12 protein-coding genes are annotated in these 16,523 nt (G+C 76.4%); 4 read left to right on the top strand and 8 right to left on the bottom strand.

All coding sequences use genetic code 11. The annotated features are described in order from the left end of the window. Positions 1-74 precede the first annotated feature (74 nt). Positions 75-926, bottom strand: coding sequence for a PhzF family phenazine biosynthesis protein (locus tag ICW24_RS00570; RefSeq protein WP_226343771.1), 852 nt, complete (start codon positions 924-926; stop codon positions 75-77). Between the two features lie 64 nt (positions 927-990). Then, on the bottom strand, positions 991-1,812 hold the full coding sequence (locus tag ICW24_RS00565) for a thioesterase family protein (protein WP_226343770.1): 822 nt from the start codon (positions 1,810-1,812) through the stop codon (positions 991-993). A 192-nt stretch (positions 1,813-2,004) separates the two neighbouring features. Between ICW24_RS00565 and ICW24_RS00560 the strand changes: the two genes are divergently transcribed. Then, positions 2,005-2,814, top strand: a complete 810-nt coding sequence (locus ICW24_RS00560; RefSeq protein ID WP_226343769.1) for a CPBP family intramembrane glutamic endopeptidase — start codon at positions 2,005-2,007, stop codon at positions 2,812-2,814. A 72-nt stretch (positions 2,815-2,886) separates the two neighbouring features. Here ICW24_RS00560 and ICW24_RS00555 read toward each other — a convergent pair whose 3' ends face one another. The 3 genes from ICW24_RS00555 to ICW24_RS00545 form a co-directional block, all read right to left on the bottom strand. After that, positions 2,887-3,333 (bottom strand): hypothetical protein, encoded by a 447-nt coding sequence (locus ICW24_RS00555; RefSeq protein WP_226343768.1) that lies wholly within the window; start codon positions 3,331-3,333, stop codon positions 2,887-2,889. A gap of 84 nt (positions 3,334-3,417) precedes the next feature. Next, a complete protein-coding gene (locus ICW24_RS00550) occupies positions 3,418-4,125 on the bottom strand; it encodes a DUF305 domain-containing protein (protein ID WP_226343767.1) in 708 nt (235 codons plus the stop codon). 96 nt (positions 4,126-4,221) lie between these two features. Next, positions 4,222-5,583 carry an AI-2E family transporter gene (locus ICW24_RS00545; RefSeq protein WP_226343766.1) on the bottom strand — a complete coding sequence of 454 codons (1,362 nt, stop codon included), beginning with the start codon at positions 5,581-5,583 and terminating at the stop codon, positions 4,222-4,224. Positions 5,584-5,829: 246 nt separating this feature from the next. Here ICW24_RS00545 and ICW24_RS00540 point away from each other — a divergent pair, with 246 nt between their 5' ends. Further along, the gene (locus ICW24_RS00540) at positions 5,830-7,071 is read left to right on the top strand and encodes an MFS transporter (protein ID WP_226343765.1); all 1,242 of its coding nucleotides are present in this window, start codon (positions 5,830-5,832) and stop codon (positions 7,069-7,071) included. A gap of 105 nt (positions 7,072-7,176) precedes the next feature. Here ICW24_RS00540 and ICW24_RS00535 read toward each other — a convergent pair whose 3' ends face one another. The 3 genes from ICW24_RS00535 to ICW24_RS00525 form a co-directional block, all read right to left on the bottom strand. Beyond that, the gene (locus ICW24_RS00535; RefSeq protein ID WP_226343764.1) at positions 7,177-9,657 is read right to left on the bottom strand and encodes a hypothetical protein; all 2,481 of its coding nucleotides are present in this window, start codon (positions 9,655-9,657) and stop codon (positions 7,177-7,179) included. Beyond that, positions 9,654-12,983 (bottom strand): hypothetical protein, encoded by a 3,330-nt coding sequence (locus ICW24_RS00530; protein WP_226343763.1) that lies wholly within the window; start codon positions 12,981-12,983, stop codon positions 9,654-9,656. The genes ICW24_RS00535 and ICW24_RS00530 overlap by 4 nt, the downstream gene beginning before the upstream one ends. A 472-nt stretch (positions 12,984-13,455) precedes the next feature. Beyond that, positions 13,456-13,962: a helix-turn-helix transcriptional regulator gene (locus ICW24_RS00525; protein ID WP_226343762.1), complete on the bottom strand. Its 507-nt coding sequence runs from the start codon at positions 13,960-13,962 to the stop codon at positions 13,456-13,458. Between the two features lie 691 nt (positions 13,963-14,653). On the opposite strand from ICW24_RS00525, the gene ICW24_RS00520 reads away from it, so the two are divergent. Continuing rightward, positions 14,654-15,172: a WhiB family transcriptional regulator gene (locus ICW24_RS00520; RefSeq protein WP_226343761.1), complete on the top strand. Its 519-nt coding sequence runs from the start codon at positions 14,654-14,656 to the stop codon at positions 15,170-15,172. Positions 15,173-15,323: 151 nt separating this feature from the next. Further along, entirely contained in the window at positions 15,324-16,505 is a 1,182-nt protein-coding gene (locus ICW24_RS00515; protein ID WP_226343760.1) for a MinD/ParA family ATP-binding protein, read from the top strand. The last annotated feature ends 18 nt before the right edge of the window (positions 16,506-16,523 follow it).

The raw sequence follows: 16,523 nt of genomic DNA, 5'->3' as shown, positions 1-16,523 counted from the left end.
GTGGGCCCGCCCGGACGCGACGACGGCCGGCCACCGCGCGGGTGGCCGGCCGTCGGCGACGAACCAGGGTCGACTCAGATGGCGAACGTGCCCTTGGCGACCTGCGTGACGCGGCCGCCGACGGAGATCAGGCCCTCGTCGTCGACGCGGAGGTCGAGCAGCGAGCGGCGGCCGGAGGCACGGCCCTGCAGCACGGTCCGGTGGATGCCGCGCTCACCGTGGGCGCTCAGCCACGCGCCGAGGTTGAGGCCACCGGTACCCGTGGCCGCCACCTCGAGCACACCGCCGCGAGGGCCGTAGAACATCCGGGACACGATCGTGTCGGGCCTGTCGTCGGACGGCGCCCACACGTAGACCTGCGGCTCGGTGTTGAGGAGCATCGCGTAGGAGTGCAGGAGGCGGGCGTCGAGGCGGGTCTTGCGGACGTCGTCGACGTTGCGGACCGGCAGGACGATGCCCATCTTGCCGTGGTTGATCGACATGACCTCGCCGTTGATGGCGTCCATCTTCAGGCCCACGAGCGAGGCGAGGATCTGCGGCGTCGCCTTGAGCGGCTCCGCCTTGATCGAGCGCCCCGCGATGACCCAGAGGTCGCCCTCGTGGCTCACCGTGTACGTGCCGCGCTCGCTCTCGCGGAGCACGACGTCACCGGTGCCACCGATGAGGTCGCGGACCACCGCCGCCGTGGCGAGGGAGGCGCTGCCGATGAAGCCGGTCTCCTTCTCGGGGGAGAAGAAACGCACGTCGGCGTCGGCGCCCTCGTCGCTGCGCTTGATGAACACCGTCTCGGTGTTGACCTGGGTCGCGAGGGCCTGCATGAGCTCGTCGGAGACCCCCTGCGCGTCCTCGAAGACCGCGACGCCGTTGCCGGCGAACGGGTCGTCCCCGTCGGTGAACACGTTGAGCAGTCGATACGTGAGGTCCATTGGACGAGCCTAGCGGGCGCGGCAGCCTCCCACGTTCCCGGTCCGCGACGGGCCTGCGGCGGGGTCAGCGCCCCGGCATGGGCCGCACCGTGAGGATCTGCTCGGCGCGCCCGATCGGGCCCGAGGTGTCGTGCAGGACCGCGGAGGTCACGCCCAGGCCGCTCGCGCCGACGGTCACCGACGTGGCCAGGCCCACCCACCGCGCGCTGCTCGGCGGGCGGTGCAGGTGGATCGTCAGGTCGGTGTTCGGGAACATCCAGTCGACGGGCTCGACGTGGGGGGCCACGCCGTTCATCGCGTCGACCACGGCGACGTACGACGCGAGGGGCGTGGACTCCTCGCCCTCGACGATCGTCTTCGACTGCCGGATCCAGAACCGTCCGGAGCCGTTCGCGCCCGGGGTGTCGGTGCGCGCCCCCAGCGACGCGATGAACCCGCCCGCCCACCGGCTCGTCATGCCGGGCCACTCCGGCATCTGGTCGGGGCCCGGCAGGAGAGCCTCGCCGCCGCCGGCGATGGGCGTCGTGTCGGCCGTCGCGAGGCGCCAGACGGTCGCGCGGACGACGGGACGACCGCCGACGGAGGCGACGGCCTCGTCGAGCCGGATCGTGCGCCCCGGCCGCAGCGTGCGGCACTCGACGTGGGTGACGTCGGCGCCGATCATCCCGAGGATGTCGAACGTGATCCGGGCGATCTGCAGGTGCTCGCTCGGCTCGAACGCCTCGAGGCAGTGGACGAGCAGGCCCGACACGGGGGCCATGTGCTGCTCGTGCGACTGCCACGCGCCCTGGGCGTGCAACGTCGGCCGGTAGTCGCCCCCGCCGAGCGGGACGTAGTACGCCTGCGGCGCCGCGTCGAGATCGGGCGCGGTCGGTGCGGTGCTCATGGGCGCGAGCCTACGGCCCCACTCGAGGCGTCCCCGGCGGGCCGCGGGGCGGGCGACGCCTATCGTCGGAGCGGCAGGCTCCCGTAGGCCGTGGGACGGCCAGGGTGTGCACGGCCAGGAAGTGGGACGGCCGGGAGTGAGGGGGAGCGGATGCGCAGGCGTGGACGGGCCGGACGTGGACAGGAGGCGGTCATGGGCGGATCGGCGGCGGCCGGGGCGACCGGTGGGCCGGCGAGGCGGGCCCTGGTCGGCGAGACGCTGCTCGTGCTCGGCGTCGGCCTCGGGTCGTCGGCGATCTACGCGGTCCTCGCCATCGTCCGGCGGCTCACCGAGGCGGAGTCGCTCGACCGCCAGACCTCCAGCCTCAACGCCGCCGTCACCCCGGACCGTCCGTGGCTCGACCTCGCCTACCAGCTCGCCGGGGTGGGGCTCGGGGTCGTGCCGGCGCTGCTCGCCGTCTACCTGCTCGGCGCGGTCGCGCCCCGGCCCGCGGGCCGCCCCGGGACGCGGGCCGCGGCCGCCGCGATGGGGCTCGACGCGCGCCGCCCGGGGTCCGACCTGCTCCTGGGCGCGGGCCTCGCCCTGGTCATCGGCGTGCCCGGGCTCGGGGTCTACCTCGGCGCCCGCGCGCTGGGGCTCAACACGACCGTGTCGGCCGCCGGTCTCGCGGACGTGTGGTGGGCGGTGCCGGTGCTCGTCCTCGCGGCGCTCGGCAACGCGTTCCTCGAGGAGGTCGTCATGATCGGGTACCTCTTCGCGCGCTGGTCGGCGGCGGGCGCCCCCGTCGCCGCGGTCCTGCTCACCTCCGCGCTCGTGCGCGGCACCTACCACCTCTACCAGGGGTTCGGCGGCTTCGCCGGCAACGTCGCGATGGGGGTCATCCTCGGCCTCGTGTACCTGCGCATGCGGCGGGTGGCCCCGCTCGTCGTCGCGCACACGCTCCTCGACGTCGTCGCCTTCGTCGGGTACGCGCTGCTCGCCCCGCACGTGGGCTGGCTGTGAGCCACGTGGGCCGGCTGTGAGCCGGACGGCCGCGAGCCGGACGGACGTCGGGCCCGGGTCGGGGCGGTGGGGTCAGAGGCGGATGTCGGCCCGGCCCCGGCCGTTCGCCTCGAGGTAGGCCACCGCGCGCTCGAGGACGTCCCCGGAGTAGGGGTTGCGGAACCCGGCGCGGCCGGCGTTGACCCGGTCGATCTCCGCGGCGGCGTTGCGCAGGTAGACCCCGGTGACCTCCTGGTGGGGGGCGAGCTCGCCGGTGCGCCGGTCGAGCGCCAGCTGCTGCGCGAACGCGCTCGCGGCGCCGGTGCCCGCGGTGAGGCCCGGCTCGATGCGTTCGCCCGTCGCCGCGCCGAGCAGCTGCTTGTCCGCGTCGCTGAGGTAGCGGAAGTCGTTGAGGACCGAGAAGCGGCGGCCGCTGCCCGTGGTCGCGGCCGCGTCGGTGCCGGCAGCGGGCGCGGTCGGGGCGACCGGGGCCGGCGTCGGGCGCCAGCGGTCGGGACCGTACGTGGACGAGATGCTCATGATCGCTCCGGAGGGTTCGGTGAGGGATCCGACCCACTCCCATCGGCCGATCCGGGCCCCGCTGTAGCGAATGCGCCCGGCGTCTCAGCCCAGCAGCGTGTTCATCCGGTCGATCTCGGCGCGCTGGGTGGTCACGACCCGCTCGGCGAACGCGCGCACGGCGGCGTCCTGGGTCGTGGACCGCACCTGCTCGGCCATCTCGACGGCCCCGTCGTGGTGCTCGATCATCATCGACAGCCACGCCTCGTCGAAGGCCGGCCCGGTGGCCTGGCCCAGGGCGGCCATGTCCTGGGCCGACATCATGCCCATGGTCTCGCCGTTCGTCTCGGTGGCCGTGTCGGTACCGGTGTCGGTGCCGCCGTGCGCGTGGCCCGAGGAGGCCGACGGCGCGGCGGTGGGGGCGCCCCACGAGTTCAGCCAGCCGCGCATGGTCGTGATCTCGGGGCCCTGGGCGGCGGCGATCTCACGCGCCAGGGCCTGCACGGGCGCCGATGCCCTGCGGGCCGGGTCGAGGGCCGTCCGCGACATCTCGAGGGCCTGCGCGTGGTGCGGGATCATCATCTGCGCGAACGCGATGTCGCCGGCCCGGCCCGTGGGGGCCGCCGACGCCGTCGCCGGGGCCGACGAGGCGGCCGGTGTCGACCCGCCGTGGCCGGAGTGGTCACCCCCGCCGGAGGACGACCCGCAGCCTGCGAGCGCGAGGGCCGCGACGGACGCGACGGACGGCATGAGGGTGAGGGCGCGGTGCAGGCGTGTGGTACGGGTCACGGACTCGACGGGCAGGGCGGACATGCGCGGCTCCTTCGGCTGGGGTCGATACCGGTACCCCCCTAGGGGTATCACGCCGATGCCGGTGGGGGGCGAGCGGGGTGCGGGGCGTCGCGGGCGTCAGGTGCGCGTGTCCGCGCCGTCGACGACGGCGATCGCCTGCTGTTCGGCGAGGGCCGAGAGCTCGTAGCGCTGCTTGTAGATGTCGAAGACGGCGATGAGGGTGGCGCTCACGGGCACCCCGACGAGCGCGCCGCCGACCCCGAAGAGCGCCGCGCCGAGCATGGCGGAGGCGAACGACACCGCCGGGTGCACGCTCACGGCGCGGGCGCTGATCCGCGGCTCCCACGTGAGGTTCTCGACCTGCTGGTAGGCGACGGCGAAGACGAAGGTCGCGAGGCCCTTGCTCGGGGAGTCGCCCAGGAGGCCGACGAGGACGGGCAGGCTGATCGCGAGGTAGGTGCCCACGGTCGGCACGAACTGGGCGACGACCCCGGTCCAGATGGCGAGCGGCAGCCAGTACGGCATGTCGATGAGGTAGAGGAAGACGCCGGTCACTGCGCTGCAGATGAGCGCGAGGACGACGCGGGCGGCCACGTACCCACCGATCTTCGTCAGCGTGAGCTGCCACAGGGTGAGGAAGACGACCTGCTGCGACGGGGGGAGCAGTTGGGCCACCCAGACGCGCAACCGCGGCGCGTCCGCGGAGAGGTAGAAGGTGAAGAAGAGGAACGAGAACGCCGTGAACGCCGCCGACGCGACGCTGTTGACGATGCCGAGCACGCCGCCGGCGAGGGTCGTCGCCAGCGCGGTCACGTTCGTCGTGTCGAGCCGCACCTGGGAGAGCAACGCCTGCTGGTCGACCTGGGTCCCGAACTGTTCGTTGACCCAGTTCACGCCGCCGGTGACGAGTCCGGGTGCGTTGACGACGAGCTGGGTGACCTGGCTGGCGAGCAGGCCGCCGAAGCTGACGAAGAACCCGGCGATGCCCGCCCCGAGCACGAGCATGACGACCGCGGTCGCCAACGGCCGAGGCATGACCCGGGCCAGCCGGCCGACCGCGGGTTCGAGGGCGATGCTCGCGAAGAACGCCATCGCGGCCGTGAAGAGCACGGGCGCACCGTCGCTGAAGAAGAACATGGCGGCGGACGCGAGCAGGAGGACCGCCACGACGACCCACGCCGCGCGCCACACCGATCCGACGTCGAGCGCGACGTGCGGGACGGCGGACTCCGGGGCCGGGGCGAACCGGCGGGTGGTGACGCCGAGGGTCGCGGCCGGCGCCTCCGGCGCCTCCCGTGTCCGCCGGTTCCCCCACGCAGTCGCGCCCCCCGCCTCGAGGCCGCCCCCGCTGTGCCGGCCGCGCGCCGGGCGCCGGAACGCGTGGCGGAGCCGGCGGGTCTCGATCTGGCCGGCGGCGTCGCGGGCGGCGCGCTCGGCCTGGCGGCGCCGGCGCGGTCCGAGGTCGACCGCGGGCTCCACCGGCGGGCGATCCGGCGTCGAGGGCTCCGCGGCAGGCAGTTCCGCAGAGGGCTCCGCCGCCGGCGGGGCGGCCGGCCCTGCGTCCGGGCGGGAACGCCGACCCCACAACGACATCCGCGTCCTTCCGTTGACGGGCCCTTCCGGCAGCAGCCGGGAGCGGCCGGGCGGCGCCGACGGCTCGGGGCCCTGGCGACCAGTGTCCCATCCGCGACGGCCCGCGCGCCCGCGCGCATACTGGAGCGCGTCATGGCGAATGCTCCGGGCGGCGCGACCGCCCCCACCGACCCCCGGCCGCCGATCCCGCGCGAGATCAAGGTGCTCATCGCGTCGGCCTTCGTCATCGCCATCGGCTTCGGGCTCGTCTCGCCCGTCCTGCCGCAGTACGCGCGCAGCTTCGACGTCGGCGTCGCGGCGGCCTCGGTCATCGTCAGCGCCTTCGCGTTCATGCGGCTCGTCTTCGCCCCGGCCGGCGGCGCGCTCATCGCGCGGCTCGGGGAGCGGCCCGTCTACCTCGTCGGGCTGCTCGTCGTCGCCGTCTCCACCGGGGCCTGCGCGTTCGCCCAGTCGTACGGGCAACTGCTCGTGTTCCGGGGGCTCGGCGGGATCGGGTCGACGATGTTCACGGTCTCGGCGATGGGCCTCATCGTGCGGCTCACCCCGCCGTCGATCCGCGGGCGCGTGTCGTCGGCGTACGCGACGGCGTTCCTCATCGGCAACATCGCCGGGCCCATCGCCGGCGGTCTCATGGCGGGCTGGGGGTACCGCGTCCCGTTCCTCGTCTACGCGGTGTCGCTGCTCGTGGCCGCCGGCGTCGTCGCGGTCTTCCTGTCGAACGCGTCGTTGCGTCCGCCGCCCGGCACGCCTCCGCTCGAGCCGCTCGCGGTCGCCGACGTGCTCGGCGACTCGGCCTATCGGGCGAGTCTCGTGTCGGCGTTCGCGAACGGGTGGGCCAACTTCGGCGTCCGCGTCGCCCTCCTGCCGATGTTCGCCGCGGCCGTGGTGAGTCTGGGGGCGGTGTGGGCCGGCCCGGCGCTGACGCTCTTCGCGGTCGGCAACGCCCTCGCGCTCAACGTCTCCGGTCGCCTCGTCGACGCCCGGGGCCGCAAGCAGCTCATCCTCGTCGGGCTCTTCGTCGGCGCCGCCGCGACCGGGGTGACCGGCTGGGCGACGACGCTGCCCGCGTTCCTTGCCCTCTCGCTCGTCGGTGGGGTCGGCGCGGGCCTGCTCAACCCGGCGCAGCAGGCGGCCGTCGCCGACGTCGTCGGGCAGGGCCGCAACGGCGGCAAGGTGCTCGCCGCCTTTCAGATGGCGCAGGACTCGGGCGCGATCCTCGGACCGATCGTCGCGGGCCGCATCGCCGACGCCTGGGGTTTCGGCGCCGCGTTCGCCGTCACCGGGGTCGTGCTCTTCGTCGCCGCTCTCGCCTGGCTGCCCGCCCGCGAGACGTTCGTGCGGGCGGTCGAGCGGAGCGAGCCCGCGCCGTCCTGAAGCGCGCAGTCCTGAAGCGCGCCGACCTGAGCCGCGGCGTCCTGACAGCGCGCCGGGCCGGCGTGCCCGGCATGGGCCGACGCCCGGAGTGCCACCGAGCGCGCCCTACTGCTCCGGCGGCACGACGTGGACGATCTCGGCGTCGCCGTCGCGCACCCGGACGGCGGCGCCGGCGGGAACCTGCGCCTCGGCGAGCGCGGCGCCGTCGGGGAGGGTGCCGCGCGGCGTGCGCGGCCCGGCCTGGACGCGCTGGTCGCCGATGCGGCCGTAGGCGCGGTCGTCGGTGACCCACGTCGTGGTCCAGGCCCCGAGGTCGGTGACGCGGCCCGCGTCGACGTCGACGAGGGTGCGGCCGAGGACGCCCCAGGTCCCGGACGGCGAGGGCCGCCAGGGTGCCGGCGTCGCGCCCGCGTCGGCGTGCAGGCCGCGGAAGCTCACGGGCATGCTCGAGTCGAGGTCGGCGCGGACGGCGACGTACCGGCGTCCCTGCGCGTCAGGCGCGCTCAGCGTGAGGACGGAGCCCGCCAGGTAGCCGACGACCTCCGGGCGGGGTGCGGGGGCGCCCGGGGCAGGGTCGTCCGCCTCCCACGGGGTCGGCAGCGCCGGGGCCACGCCGGGACGCAGGTGCCACCAGCCGACGGGTGCCGCCGCGGTGACCACGCCCTCCTGTGCCGCGAGCGGCGCGGCCCCGCCGGGGACCGCGACCCGCTGCAGCCGTCCGGACCGGATCACCCCGACCGTGCGGGCGTCGAGCCCCACCATGGGCGAGGTGCCGAGGAACGTGACGCGGGCCTGGGCCGGCAGGGCCAGGGTCGCGCCGTGCCGCCCGTCCGCGACGTCCCACCACGCGAGCGTCGTGCCGACGTGCGTGGCGAGGACGTCCCGCCCGTCGATCCGCGTCGGCGTGGGAGGCCCGGTGAGGGCGCCGTCCGGTAGCCGCGCCGACCAGCGATCCGTCCCGGTCATCGCGTCGACGACGTGCACCCTGCGGTCGGCGGCCACGTAGGCGAGGTCGGCCCGGTTCTGGCCCACGGCCACGACCGCGCCGGCCTCGCGCGCCAGCGCCGGGGTGCTCCAGCGGACGTCCGAGGTGTAGCCGGGCGGGGGCGGCACGGGCAGGCGGGTCGACGAGGCCGACGAGGCCGACGGGGCCGGGCCGGGCGCGTTCGGCGGGCGGAGCAGGCTCGTGATCAACCACCCCGCCGACGCGAGCACGACCGCGGCGGCCGCGAGGATCGCGATCACCGGCCGCGACAGCACGAGACGACGGCGCGGAGTGGGGCCGGCCGCCGAGCGCGGGGGTGGCGGCGCGGTGGTCGGTCGGGTCCCGCGCGGGCGCACGGGCCTGGAACTCCGCCCGGGGGCGGTCTCGAGGGCGGACGCGCCGGGGGCGGCGGGGTCTTTCGCGGCGGCGGGGGCCGGTGCGTGCGGGGGCGCCGGGGCGCGTCCTCGGCCCCGGGCGGCGGTCGGCGAGGACCGCCGACCCCGCTCGCGCAGCCCCGTCCGGCGGGGAGCGCGCCGCGCGACGAGTCCGATGAGGTCGGGGGCGACCGCGGGCGCGGCGGGCGACGGCTCCGGCGACGCGGGCTCATCGACGGCGGCGACGACCGGGTGCTCGACGTCGTCGACCTCGCGTTCGACGGCCCGATCCGCCGGTTCGGCCGCCTCCGCGCCGGGCCCGGGCAGCCGCGTCGCGACGTCGGGGTGCTCCGCGCCGGAGCGAGCCGGACCGGGGTGGGAGCGGGTGTCGGCATCGGCAGGGCGGAACGGGTGAGCGCCGGTCTCGGACGCCGCACCGCGGTCGAGGAACGTGCGGCTCCAGGCCTCGTCCTCGTCCCCGGTGGCCCCGGGATCGGGGGTGTCGCCCGGCGCGGCGCGCCCGACCGTCGTCTCGTCGGCGGGGCGCCTCGCGGTGGGGAGCGGGTAGGCGGGGGGAGGTGCGGCCACGCCCTTGACCGGCGCCTGCCACGCGGCGCCCACGCGCCCGACGCCGGGCCACCTCGCGTTCGAGAACTCCGACCGGGCCGTCAGGGCGGTGGCGGCGCCGGCCGTCGTCGTGCTCGGGGTTCGGACCGTGTGTCCCGAGTCCGGGCTCGAATCGGCGGCCAGGGCGATGCCGGGGCCGGCGACGCGCAGGGCGGGTGTCGCGGCGACGAGGGCCGCCGGCCGCGTGGTGGTGGATCCGGGCTGTGGCGGGAGGAACAGCCGCCCGTCGCGGTGCGCGACGACGAGCCGACTCGTCCGGTTCGGGCCGTGGATGCGCGCGAACACGGCCGGGGAGCGGCGACCGGAGGAGTCCACCGACGCGATGCGGTCGACGAGGTGGCGCACCGTGCGCATGGCCGCCTGTCGCGGGGTCTCGCCGGGGCGCGTGCGCACGGTGAGGCCGTCGACGCGGGCGTAGGTGCGCCCGTCGGCCCCCACCTCGAAGGTGACCTCGACGACCGGGCGGGGCGGGACGTCCTTGGGGTCGAACCCGGACGCGTCGGCGCCCGAGGCGAGCTCGCCCCACGGGTCGGCCCCGGCCGCGGCCGGGTCGTCGGTGGGGGACGGGCCGTCCGGTCCGTCGGGATCGGGTCGCCTCACGGGTGGAACAACCGGCGGTAGGTGCTCGCCGCGGCGTCGGCCCCGGCCGGGGTGAGGCGGTGGACGTCGTAGGCGAGCCCGCCGGAGCGGGCGGTGCGGGCGAGCCACTCGAACATGTCCTGCACGTACGCGCCGTCGGCGCGGTCGCCCGCCGGCACGCTCCAGTCCGAGATCGCGACCCGCCGGCCCTGCGCCCGGGCGAAGTCGGACCAGAACGCCAGCCCGCGCGGGTCGTTGACGAGGCGCCCCCAGGGCGTCTGCGGCGGCACCCGCAGCGAGATGACGTCGACGGACGCGGCCCCCGGCCACCGGACGCGGGGGTCGAGCAGGGCGTCGCCGGGGCGACCGCCGAGCTGGATGCCCCACGCCAGGTGCACGCCGGGCAGGCGCGCCCGCAGCGTGGAGGCCACGTCGCGGACGCAGCCCGCGCGGACCTTCGCCGAGGCGCCCGTCTCGCCGTCGGCCGGGACGTCGACGAGTTCGACGGTCAGGCCGCCGCGCAGGTGCGGACGCAGGTGTGTCGCGAGGGACTCCCAGTGCTTCCGGTACGCGCCCTTCGCGCAGGCCCGAGGGGTCGCGGCCTGGACGAGGAGCGGTGCGGAGACGACCTTCGGGCCGGCGAACGAGGCGAGGTCGCGGGGCACGACGCTCGGGCGGGTGACGTCGGACCACGAGCGGGCGGGGATCTCGACGGCGACGAGGTCGGGCTCACGGCCGAGGCGCCTGCGGACCTCGCGCGCGGGGGACGGCGCGCCGTCGACCTTCGCGCCGCTGCGCCAGGTGCGTCGCGTGGCCGGGGCGCTCGGGTAGCTCGGCGCCTGGCGGGCGTCGGGGCCGGACGGAGCGGGCAGCGGGCGGGGCGGCCGGGCCGGGGCCGGTCGGTCGGGCCCGGCGACGGTGCTCGTGGGCGCCGTCGACCTGGGGGAGGCCGACGTGGACGGCGTGGCCGACGAACGGGCCGGACCGGTCGACGCCGGCGTGTCGTCGCCCTCGCCGAGGCGGTCTCGGCTCGGGTCGGCGGGCCTGAGCGGCGCGGCCGGTGGGGTCGACGAGCCAGAGGGGGTCGAGGAGGGGGTCGCGTCGGGCGCAGAGTCGCGCCTGCGGGTGGCTGTCGGTGCCGAGCCGCGAGGCGTCGTGGGGCTGGTCGGAGCCGGGCCGGCAGGGGCCCGGCCGGGGGTGGGCCCGTCGGTGGTGTCGTCGCGGGTGTCGGCGTCCTCGTCCGCCGGGGACGGCCGCTCGGCGCGGGGCGCCGAGCGCGGCGCCGCGCCGCCGTCGGACGCACGGTCCTCAGGGTCGTCCCCGCCGCGGCCGGTGGTGGCCGCGGGGCGAGGCGCGGTGCGCCGGGGCGCGGGGTCGGCCGCGTCGCGACGGGAGGCGTTCGGCCGCGTGAGTCGCTCGAGGTCGCGGGCGATCCCCTCGGTGACGTCCTCGAGGGCGTCGCGGATCGCGCGGGCGGCCGAGGGGCCGTCGGCCGCGCCGACGCGCCCGGACCGTCGCGGTCGGTCCTCGCGCTCGGCCTCGGGCGCCGCCTTCGGGTCCGCCTTCCCGCGGGCCTTTCCTTCGTCGGATTTTTTCGCGGGGCCGGCCGGGGTGGCCTTGCGGTCCGCGGCTCCCCTGCCGGGCTTCGGGCGGGCCGCCGGGGTCGGGTCGTCCTCCACCGCGGTGTCGGGCGAGAGGTCTCTGCGCGGCGTCGGCGTGCCGGGCCGGGCAGGTGTCGCCGCGTCGTCGCCCTCCGCTGCCCGGCGCCGCGTGTCGTCGGACCCGTCTGCGGCCGCCGTCGTGTCGTCCTCTCGCCGGGCTCGGTCGGGGGCCGGCGCGCGATCGGCCGGGCCTCCGGCGCGGGACAGCGACTCGAGGACGTCGTCGAACAGGTCGTCGACGTTCACCTCCCGCCACGACCCGGGCGCGGCGGCGACCTGCTCGGGCCGGGCCGGGCCGACGGGCCCGGACCCCGTCGTCCCGCTCGACATCGCGTGGAACGAGGAGGCGGCGTTGGGCGTCGGCGCGACGTCACGGGCCGGAGCGGCGGAGGCGGCTTCCTTCTCGGGAGAGGCGACCGCGTCGCTCGCGTCGGCGGTGGGAGTCGGGCGCCCGCTCGGCGGTGCGGCGGGGCGCGCGGCGGCCCACGTGGTCGCGGGACCGGTCCCGTCGTCGCCGGTCAGCCCCGCCCGGGGCCCCTGACCGATCGGTCCGGACCCGGGGCCCGGCTCGACCCCGTCGCCCGGCCGCTCGGTCTGCCCGAATGGCACCGACACCGTGGGCTGCTCGGTCGAGGTGGCCGCGACCGCGGGTCCCTCGGGTGCGCCCGGCCCCGACGTCTCCGCGCTCCCCGCGGCGGACGGCGCAGGCGCCTGCTCGGCGGCGTGGGTGCTCGGCTCCGACTCCGACTCCGACGCGGGTCGGGCGGTCGTCGGCCGGGCCGGCGACTCCCGCGTCGTCGGCGCCGCATCGGCCGCGGCCGGGCCGGCCGGGGTGGGACCGTCGGTGGTGGGTGAGGGCGACGCCGTCGAGTCGGCGCCCGGCGCCGTCCTCGCGGGGTGGTCGTCGGGGGTCGGTGTGGTGGCATCCGGCGCCGCATCGGTCGGGACGGGGCCGGGGTGCGCATCCTCGCCGGTCTCGGCGGGGGGCGGACGGTCCCCGCGCTCGCCCTCCTGGCCCGTCTTCGGCTCGGACGAGTCGGCCGAGGGGTCCGCGGGTCGGTCCGAGGGCTGGGCGGGCTCCGCGCCGCGCTCGGGCTCGCGCTCGTCCCCGGTGTCAGGCGTGGCGGTGCTGGAGGCGCGTGCCGGGTCGGGGGTCTCGCGAGCGGCGTCCGCACCGTCCTGGGATCGTTCGCCGCCACCGCCACCGCCACCGCCCTCGCCGTGGGTGTCGGCGACTGCCTTGGCCGGCCGGTCGCCGCCGGACCGGTCCTCGCCGCCCGATCGGTCCCCGCCGCCGGTCGTGTCGTGCGCAGCGTCGTCCCCGCCACCGCTCTCGGCGTCGCCGCCGGGGGAGGCCGTCGCCGCGGACGACGGGGGCTCCGGGGCGGTCGGGGCCTCGTCCTGGTCCTGGTCCTGGTCCTGGGGCTGGTCGGGACGGGCCTCGGCGTCGTGGTCGGAGGCCTGCTCGCGGTCGGAGGCCTGTTCGTGGTCGACGCCCTCGTGGTCGGCCGGGGGTGGTGCGGTCTCCGCGTGGGCGACCGCGCTGCCCGCGCCGGCGGCCAGCGCGACGAACAGGGTGGCCCCGGCGGCACGAGCCCCGATCTTCGCGAGGAGGTCGGCGTCGTGGGCGCGCGGGACGCGTCCGGTGTCACGTCGGCGGAACGAGGCGGGGATGCGCGAGGTCACGAGTTGTCTCCACATCATGGGGAGGGGGTGGGCGACGCCGTGACAGTAGTGGCGGCGCGACCGCCCACATCGCCGTCCGACGGAGTTGTCCACAGGCCCGTCGGAGTGCCGCCGACTCGGACGAATCGGAACCGCGTCCCCGCCAACGACGCTGGCGATTCACGGCCTCGTCTCGTGATGTGGACCTGAAAAATGAACGCCTGGAGGCTCGCGCGCCGCGCCTCCAGGACGGCCCGCGACGACGCCGGTCACGCACTCGGCCGAGGTCGATCCGCTGCCCCCGAATCGGCCCGCGCACCTGGGTCGCGCGTGCCGGGAGAGTCGACGGCCACTGCATCCGTGGCGTGGAGGGTGCGGCAGGCATCCCGGCGGGGCGTAGAAACCAGGGCGACAGAGCGCACAGGCGGGAGTGACCTGCGGGGCGATCGCCGCGCCGGCCGGCGACCGGAGGCGTCCAGGGGGCCGGTCGCGCCTAGAGGTAGGGCCCGAAGCGGGAGCGGACGGCCTCGCGGGTGGGGTGGTGGTCGCCGTTCTTCACCTTGATGGCGTCGGCGATCTGCTGCAGCGACAGGCCGCGGCGGTAGGCGTTGCGGACGCCCTGCTTGAGGCGGGCGTCGTTGCCGGTCTCGCGGGACTGCTCGTCGAGGGCGGCCAGGCGGCGCTGGATCTGGCGCACGACGCCGGGCGGTACGTGCTTGGCCTCGCGGCGGGCGAGCCACGCCGCGATCGCCTCGGACTCCCACAGGGTTCGCCGGCCCCACCGGCACGGCGCCGGAGCCGGGAGCTGACCCCGGCTGGCCATGGCGCGGATCGTCGAGGCGGGGACGGCCTTCTTGCCGGTGACGCGAGCGAGGTCGGCGGCGATCATCTCGGCCGTGAGGTAGCCCGGCGGGGGGCCGGGCGGGGTGGCGTCGCCGGGGTCGGCCGACGTGTCCTCGGCGGACGATGCCGGGGCGGCGGCCGTGGCCTGATTCGCCATCCGTCCTCCTTCTCGCTCGTGCGTCGGTCGGCGGGCATGGCCCGCCGTGTCCGGTCGCGCTCCGAGGCCCTTCGACTCACGCGAGGGTCGGCGGGGCGCGGCGGCGACGGGCTCAGCGTATGCGGGCCGCGGGTGGCCGTACCGGGTGTGGGTGCCGAGCGGATCCGACAGGCCGTCGCACCGCGTGCCGCGCTGGCGGGGCTCGCGGGGTCGACCGGCGGCCACCGCGCGGGTGCGCCGGCGCGGACGGTGTGCAGACGCTTGCGGCGTGGGGCGCGGCGGGCGCGGGCTCGGTCGGCGCGTTCCCCGGCGACCCACAGGCGTGATATGCGTCACATCCGAGGCGGCGCCGTCGGCGAGGGCGAGGGCGTCGCATCACCGTATATACAGTCATGCGGACGCTCGTCGAAGTTGGTCGATCGTCCGGGACGAGCGGGTCGATCGCTCGTCTTGATCGGCTGTCCGACAAGGGGATTCGTGTTGCCCTTTGCGCTGATCGCGCGGATCGGCACCGCGGTCCGTAGCGGTCTGGGCGCGGGTGGCCCGGCCCGGCCGCGAGGGGCGCGACGTCATGGGGAGCCGGGCGGACGGTCCCGCAGCGCATGCATCCCGGGCTCTTCCCGTCTTGACGCCGGCAGCGACCGCTCCGCAGACTCCAGAAGGATCGACCGCAGACACAGGGGGAACAACCATGCGGACCGTAGAAGACCTGCACAGCGCCCGGGGGCTCTCGACGAACGTCGACGCCGCGCTGTCCATGAGCTCGCTCAAGGCGCGCATCGCCAACCCGAGCCGTTCGTTCGACGAGACGGCGTCGTGCCGGCGCGACACGGGGGTCGGCGCGAACGAGTGGACGCCGGAGTACGAGGAGGACCGTGTGCCGGCCCGCCTCCAGCGCATCTGCTCGACCTGCCCGGTGTGGGAGGACTGCCTGGCGGAGGCGTTGCGGATGAACGACATCGGCTACCGGGCGTCCACGACGACGAAGCAGCGCCGCAAGTTCTTCGCGGAGCTCCTCACCCCGTCGCGCGCCTCGTCCGGCGTGCTCGTCCCGTCGCGCTCGCGCGGCTCGGACGTCGACCGCACGCCGACCCACGCCCGCGGGTCCGGCTCGCTGAACAGCTACCGTCGCGGATGCCGCTGCGACGAGTGCCGCGGCCACAACGCCGCCGCGCGTCGTCGTGAGCGGGCCCGGTCGGCCTGCGCCTGAGAACCGGCGCCGGCCGTACGGCCCGACACCACTCCAGGGGGTGTGACGCGGAACGTCCCGCCCGCACCCTCGACCGCGCCGCCCGGCGCCCGCCGCCTCGCGGCGGTCGGACGCGGGGCCCGCGTGCCACCCGGAGCCGACAGGAGCAGCCATGACCGCAGCACGACCCGAGCGCACCGGGTTCCCGCCGAGCCCGTACGCCCGTGACAAGACGAACCGCGACAAGACGAACCGCGCCGACGTCGGCGCCGCCGGGGCGGCGACGCCCGCGTCGGCGGCAACCGGGACGCCCGGCCCCGCGGAGAGCGGCGCGTCGCCGGCTGCCTCGGGGGCGACCACTCCGTCGGCGATGACCACGGCGCCGGCCGGGCCCTCGAACACGGCGGCCGCGACGACGGAACCGGCGGCGGCCCCCGCCCGGACGTGGTCGACGTCGGAGCCCGCGCCGATGCTGCGGCGGCGGTCGGTCCGGCCGCGCCAGGGCTGGCAGTCTCTCGCCTACACGGCGACCGGCGGCCGGTGGAACCCCGGCCCGGGGGCCCGGGAGGCGCGGGAGCTCGACCGCGACCGGCAGATCGCGACGCAGCTGCGCGGCAAGCACGTCACGGCGTTCTTCTGCCTCAAGGGCGGGGTGAGCAAGACGTCGACGACGGCGGCGACCTCGCTCGCGCTGTCGAACCTGCGCCCCGACCCGGTATTCGCGATCGACGCCAACCCCGACGCCGGCGACCTCGCCGAACGCGTCGTCGGGCGTCAGCTCTCGGGCGTCTCCGCGCTCGCGCGCGAGGTCGACAGCATCGCGAGCCTCGACGACCTCTCCCGGTTCACGGTGACCTCGGGCCGCCTGACGATGCTGCCGGGCGAGCCGAGCCCCACGCTCGGCGACTCGCTCACCGCCGCCGACTTCCGCCGCATCATGGAGGTCATCCGGCAGTACTACTCGTTCGTGCAGGTGGACTGCGGCACCGGGGTGACCCACCCGCTCATGGAGGGGATCCTCGAGTACGCCGACACGGTCGTCGTGCCGGCCGCGTGGTCCATCACCGGGGCCCGCCGGGCGGCCGAGACCATCCAGTGGCTCGAGGACAACGGGTTCGAGCACCTCGCGCGCACGAGCATCGTCGTGCTCACGGCCAAGGACCTCGTCAGCCGGAGCGTCGACAAGGACGCCGTGCTCGAGCATCTCGGGCGGGCCTCCGACCTCGTCGTCGTGCCGGCGGACCCGCACGTCGCCGACGGCGCCGTCATCGAGTGGGACCTGCTCTCACCGGAGACCCGGGAGGCGTATCTCGAGATCGCGGCCGCGATCACGTCCCGGTTCCGGACCCCCTGACCTGCGGGCATCCTCCTC

The organism is Agilicoccus flavus (genome assembly GCF_014857905.1).
GTDB classification, from domain to species: domain Bacteria; phylum Actinomycetota; class Actinomycetes; order Actinomycetales; family Dermatophilaceae; genus Agilicoccus; species Agilicoccus flavus.
This window is presented reverse-complemented; position numbering and strand designations above follow the sequence as displayed.

Coding starts and splice junctions, on each gene's coding strand:
- ICW24_RS00520 (WP_226343761.1), top strand. CDS start 14,654: ATGCGGACCGTAGAAGACCTGCACAGCGCCCGGGGGCTCTCGACGAAC.
- ICW24_RS00555 (WP_226343768.1), bottom strand. CDS start 3,333: ATGAGCATCTCGTCCACGTACGGTCCCGACCGCTGGCGCCCGACGCCG.
- ICW24_RS00515 (WP_226343760.1), top strand. CDS start 15,324: ATGACCGCAGCACGACCCGAGCGCACCGGGTTCCCGCCGAGCCCGTAC.
- ICW24_RS00560 (WP_226343769.1), top strand. CDS start 2,005: ATGGGCGGATCGGCGGCGGCCGGGGCGACCGGTGGGCCGGCGAGGCGG.
- ICW24_RS00570 (WP_226343771.1), bottom strand. CDS start 926: ATGGACCTCACGTATCGACTGCTCAACGTGTTCACCGACGGGGACGAC.
- ICW24_RS00540 (WP_226343765.1), top strand. CDS start 5,830: ATGGCGAATGCTCCGGGCGGCGCGACCGCCCCCACCGACCCCCGGCCG.
- ICW24_RS00550 (WP_226343767.1), bottom strand. CDS start 4,125: ATGTCCGCCCTGCCCGTCGAGTCCGTGACCCGTACCACACGCCTGCAC.
- ICW24_RS00525 (WP_226343762.1), bottom strand. CDS start 13,962: ATGGCGAATCAGGCCACGGCCGCCGCCCCGGCATCGTCCGCCGAGGAC.
- ICW24_RS00565 (WP_226343770.1), bottom strand. CDS start 1,812: ATGAGCACCGCACCGACCGCGCCCGATCTCGACGCGGCGCCGCAGGCG.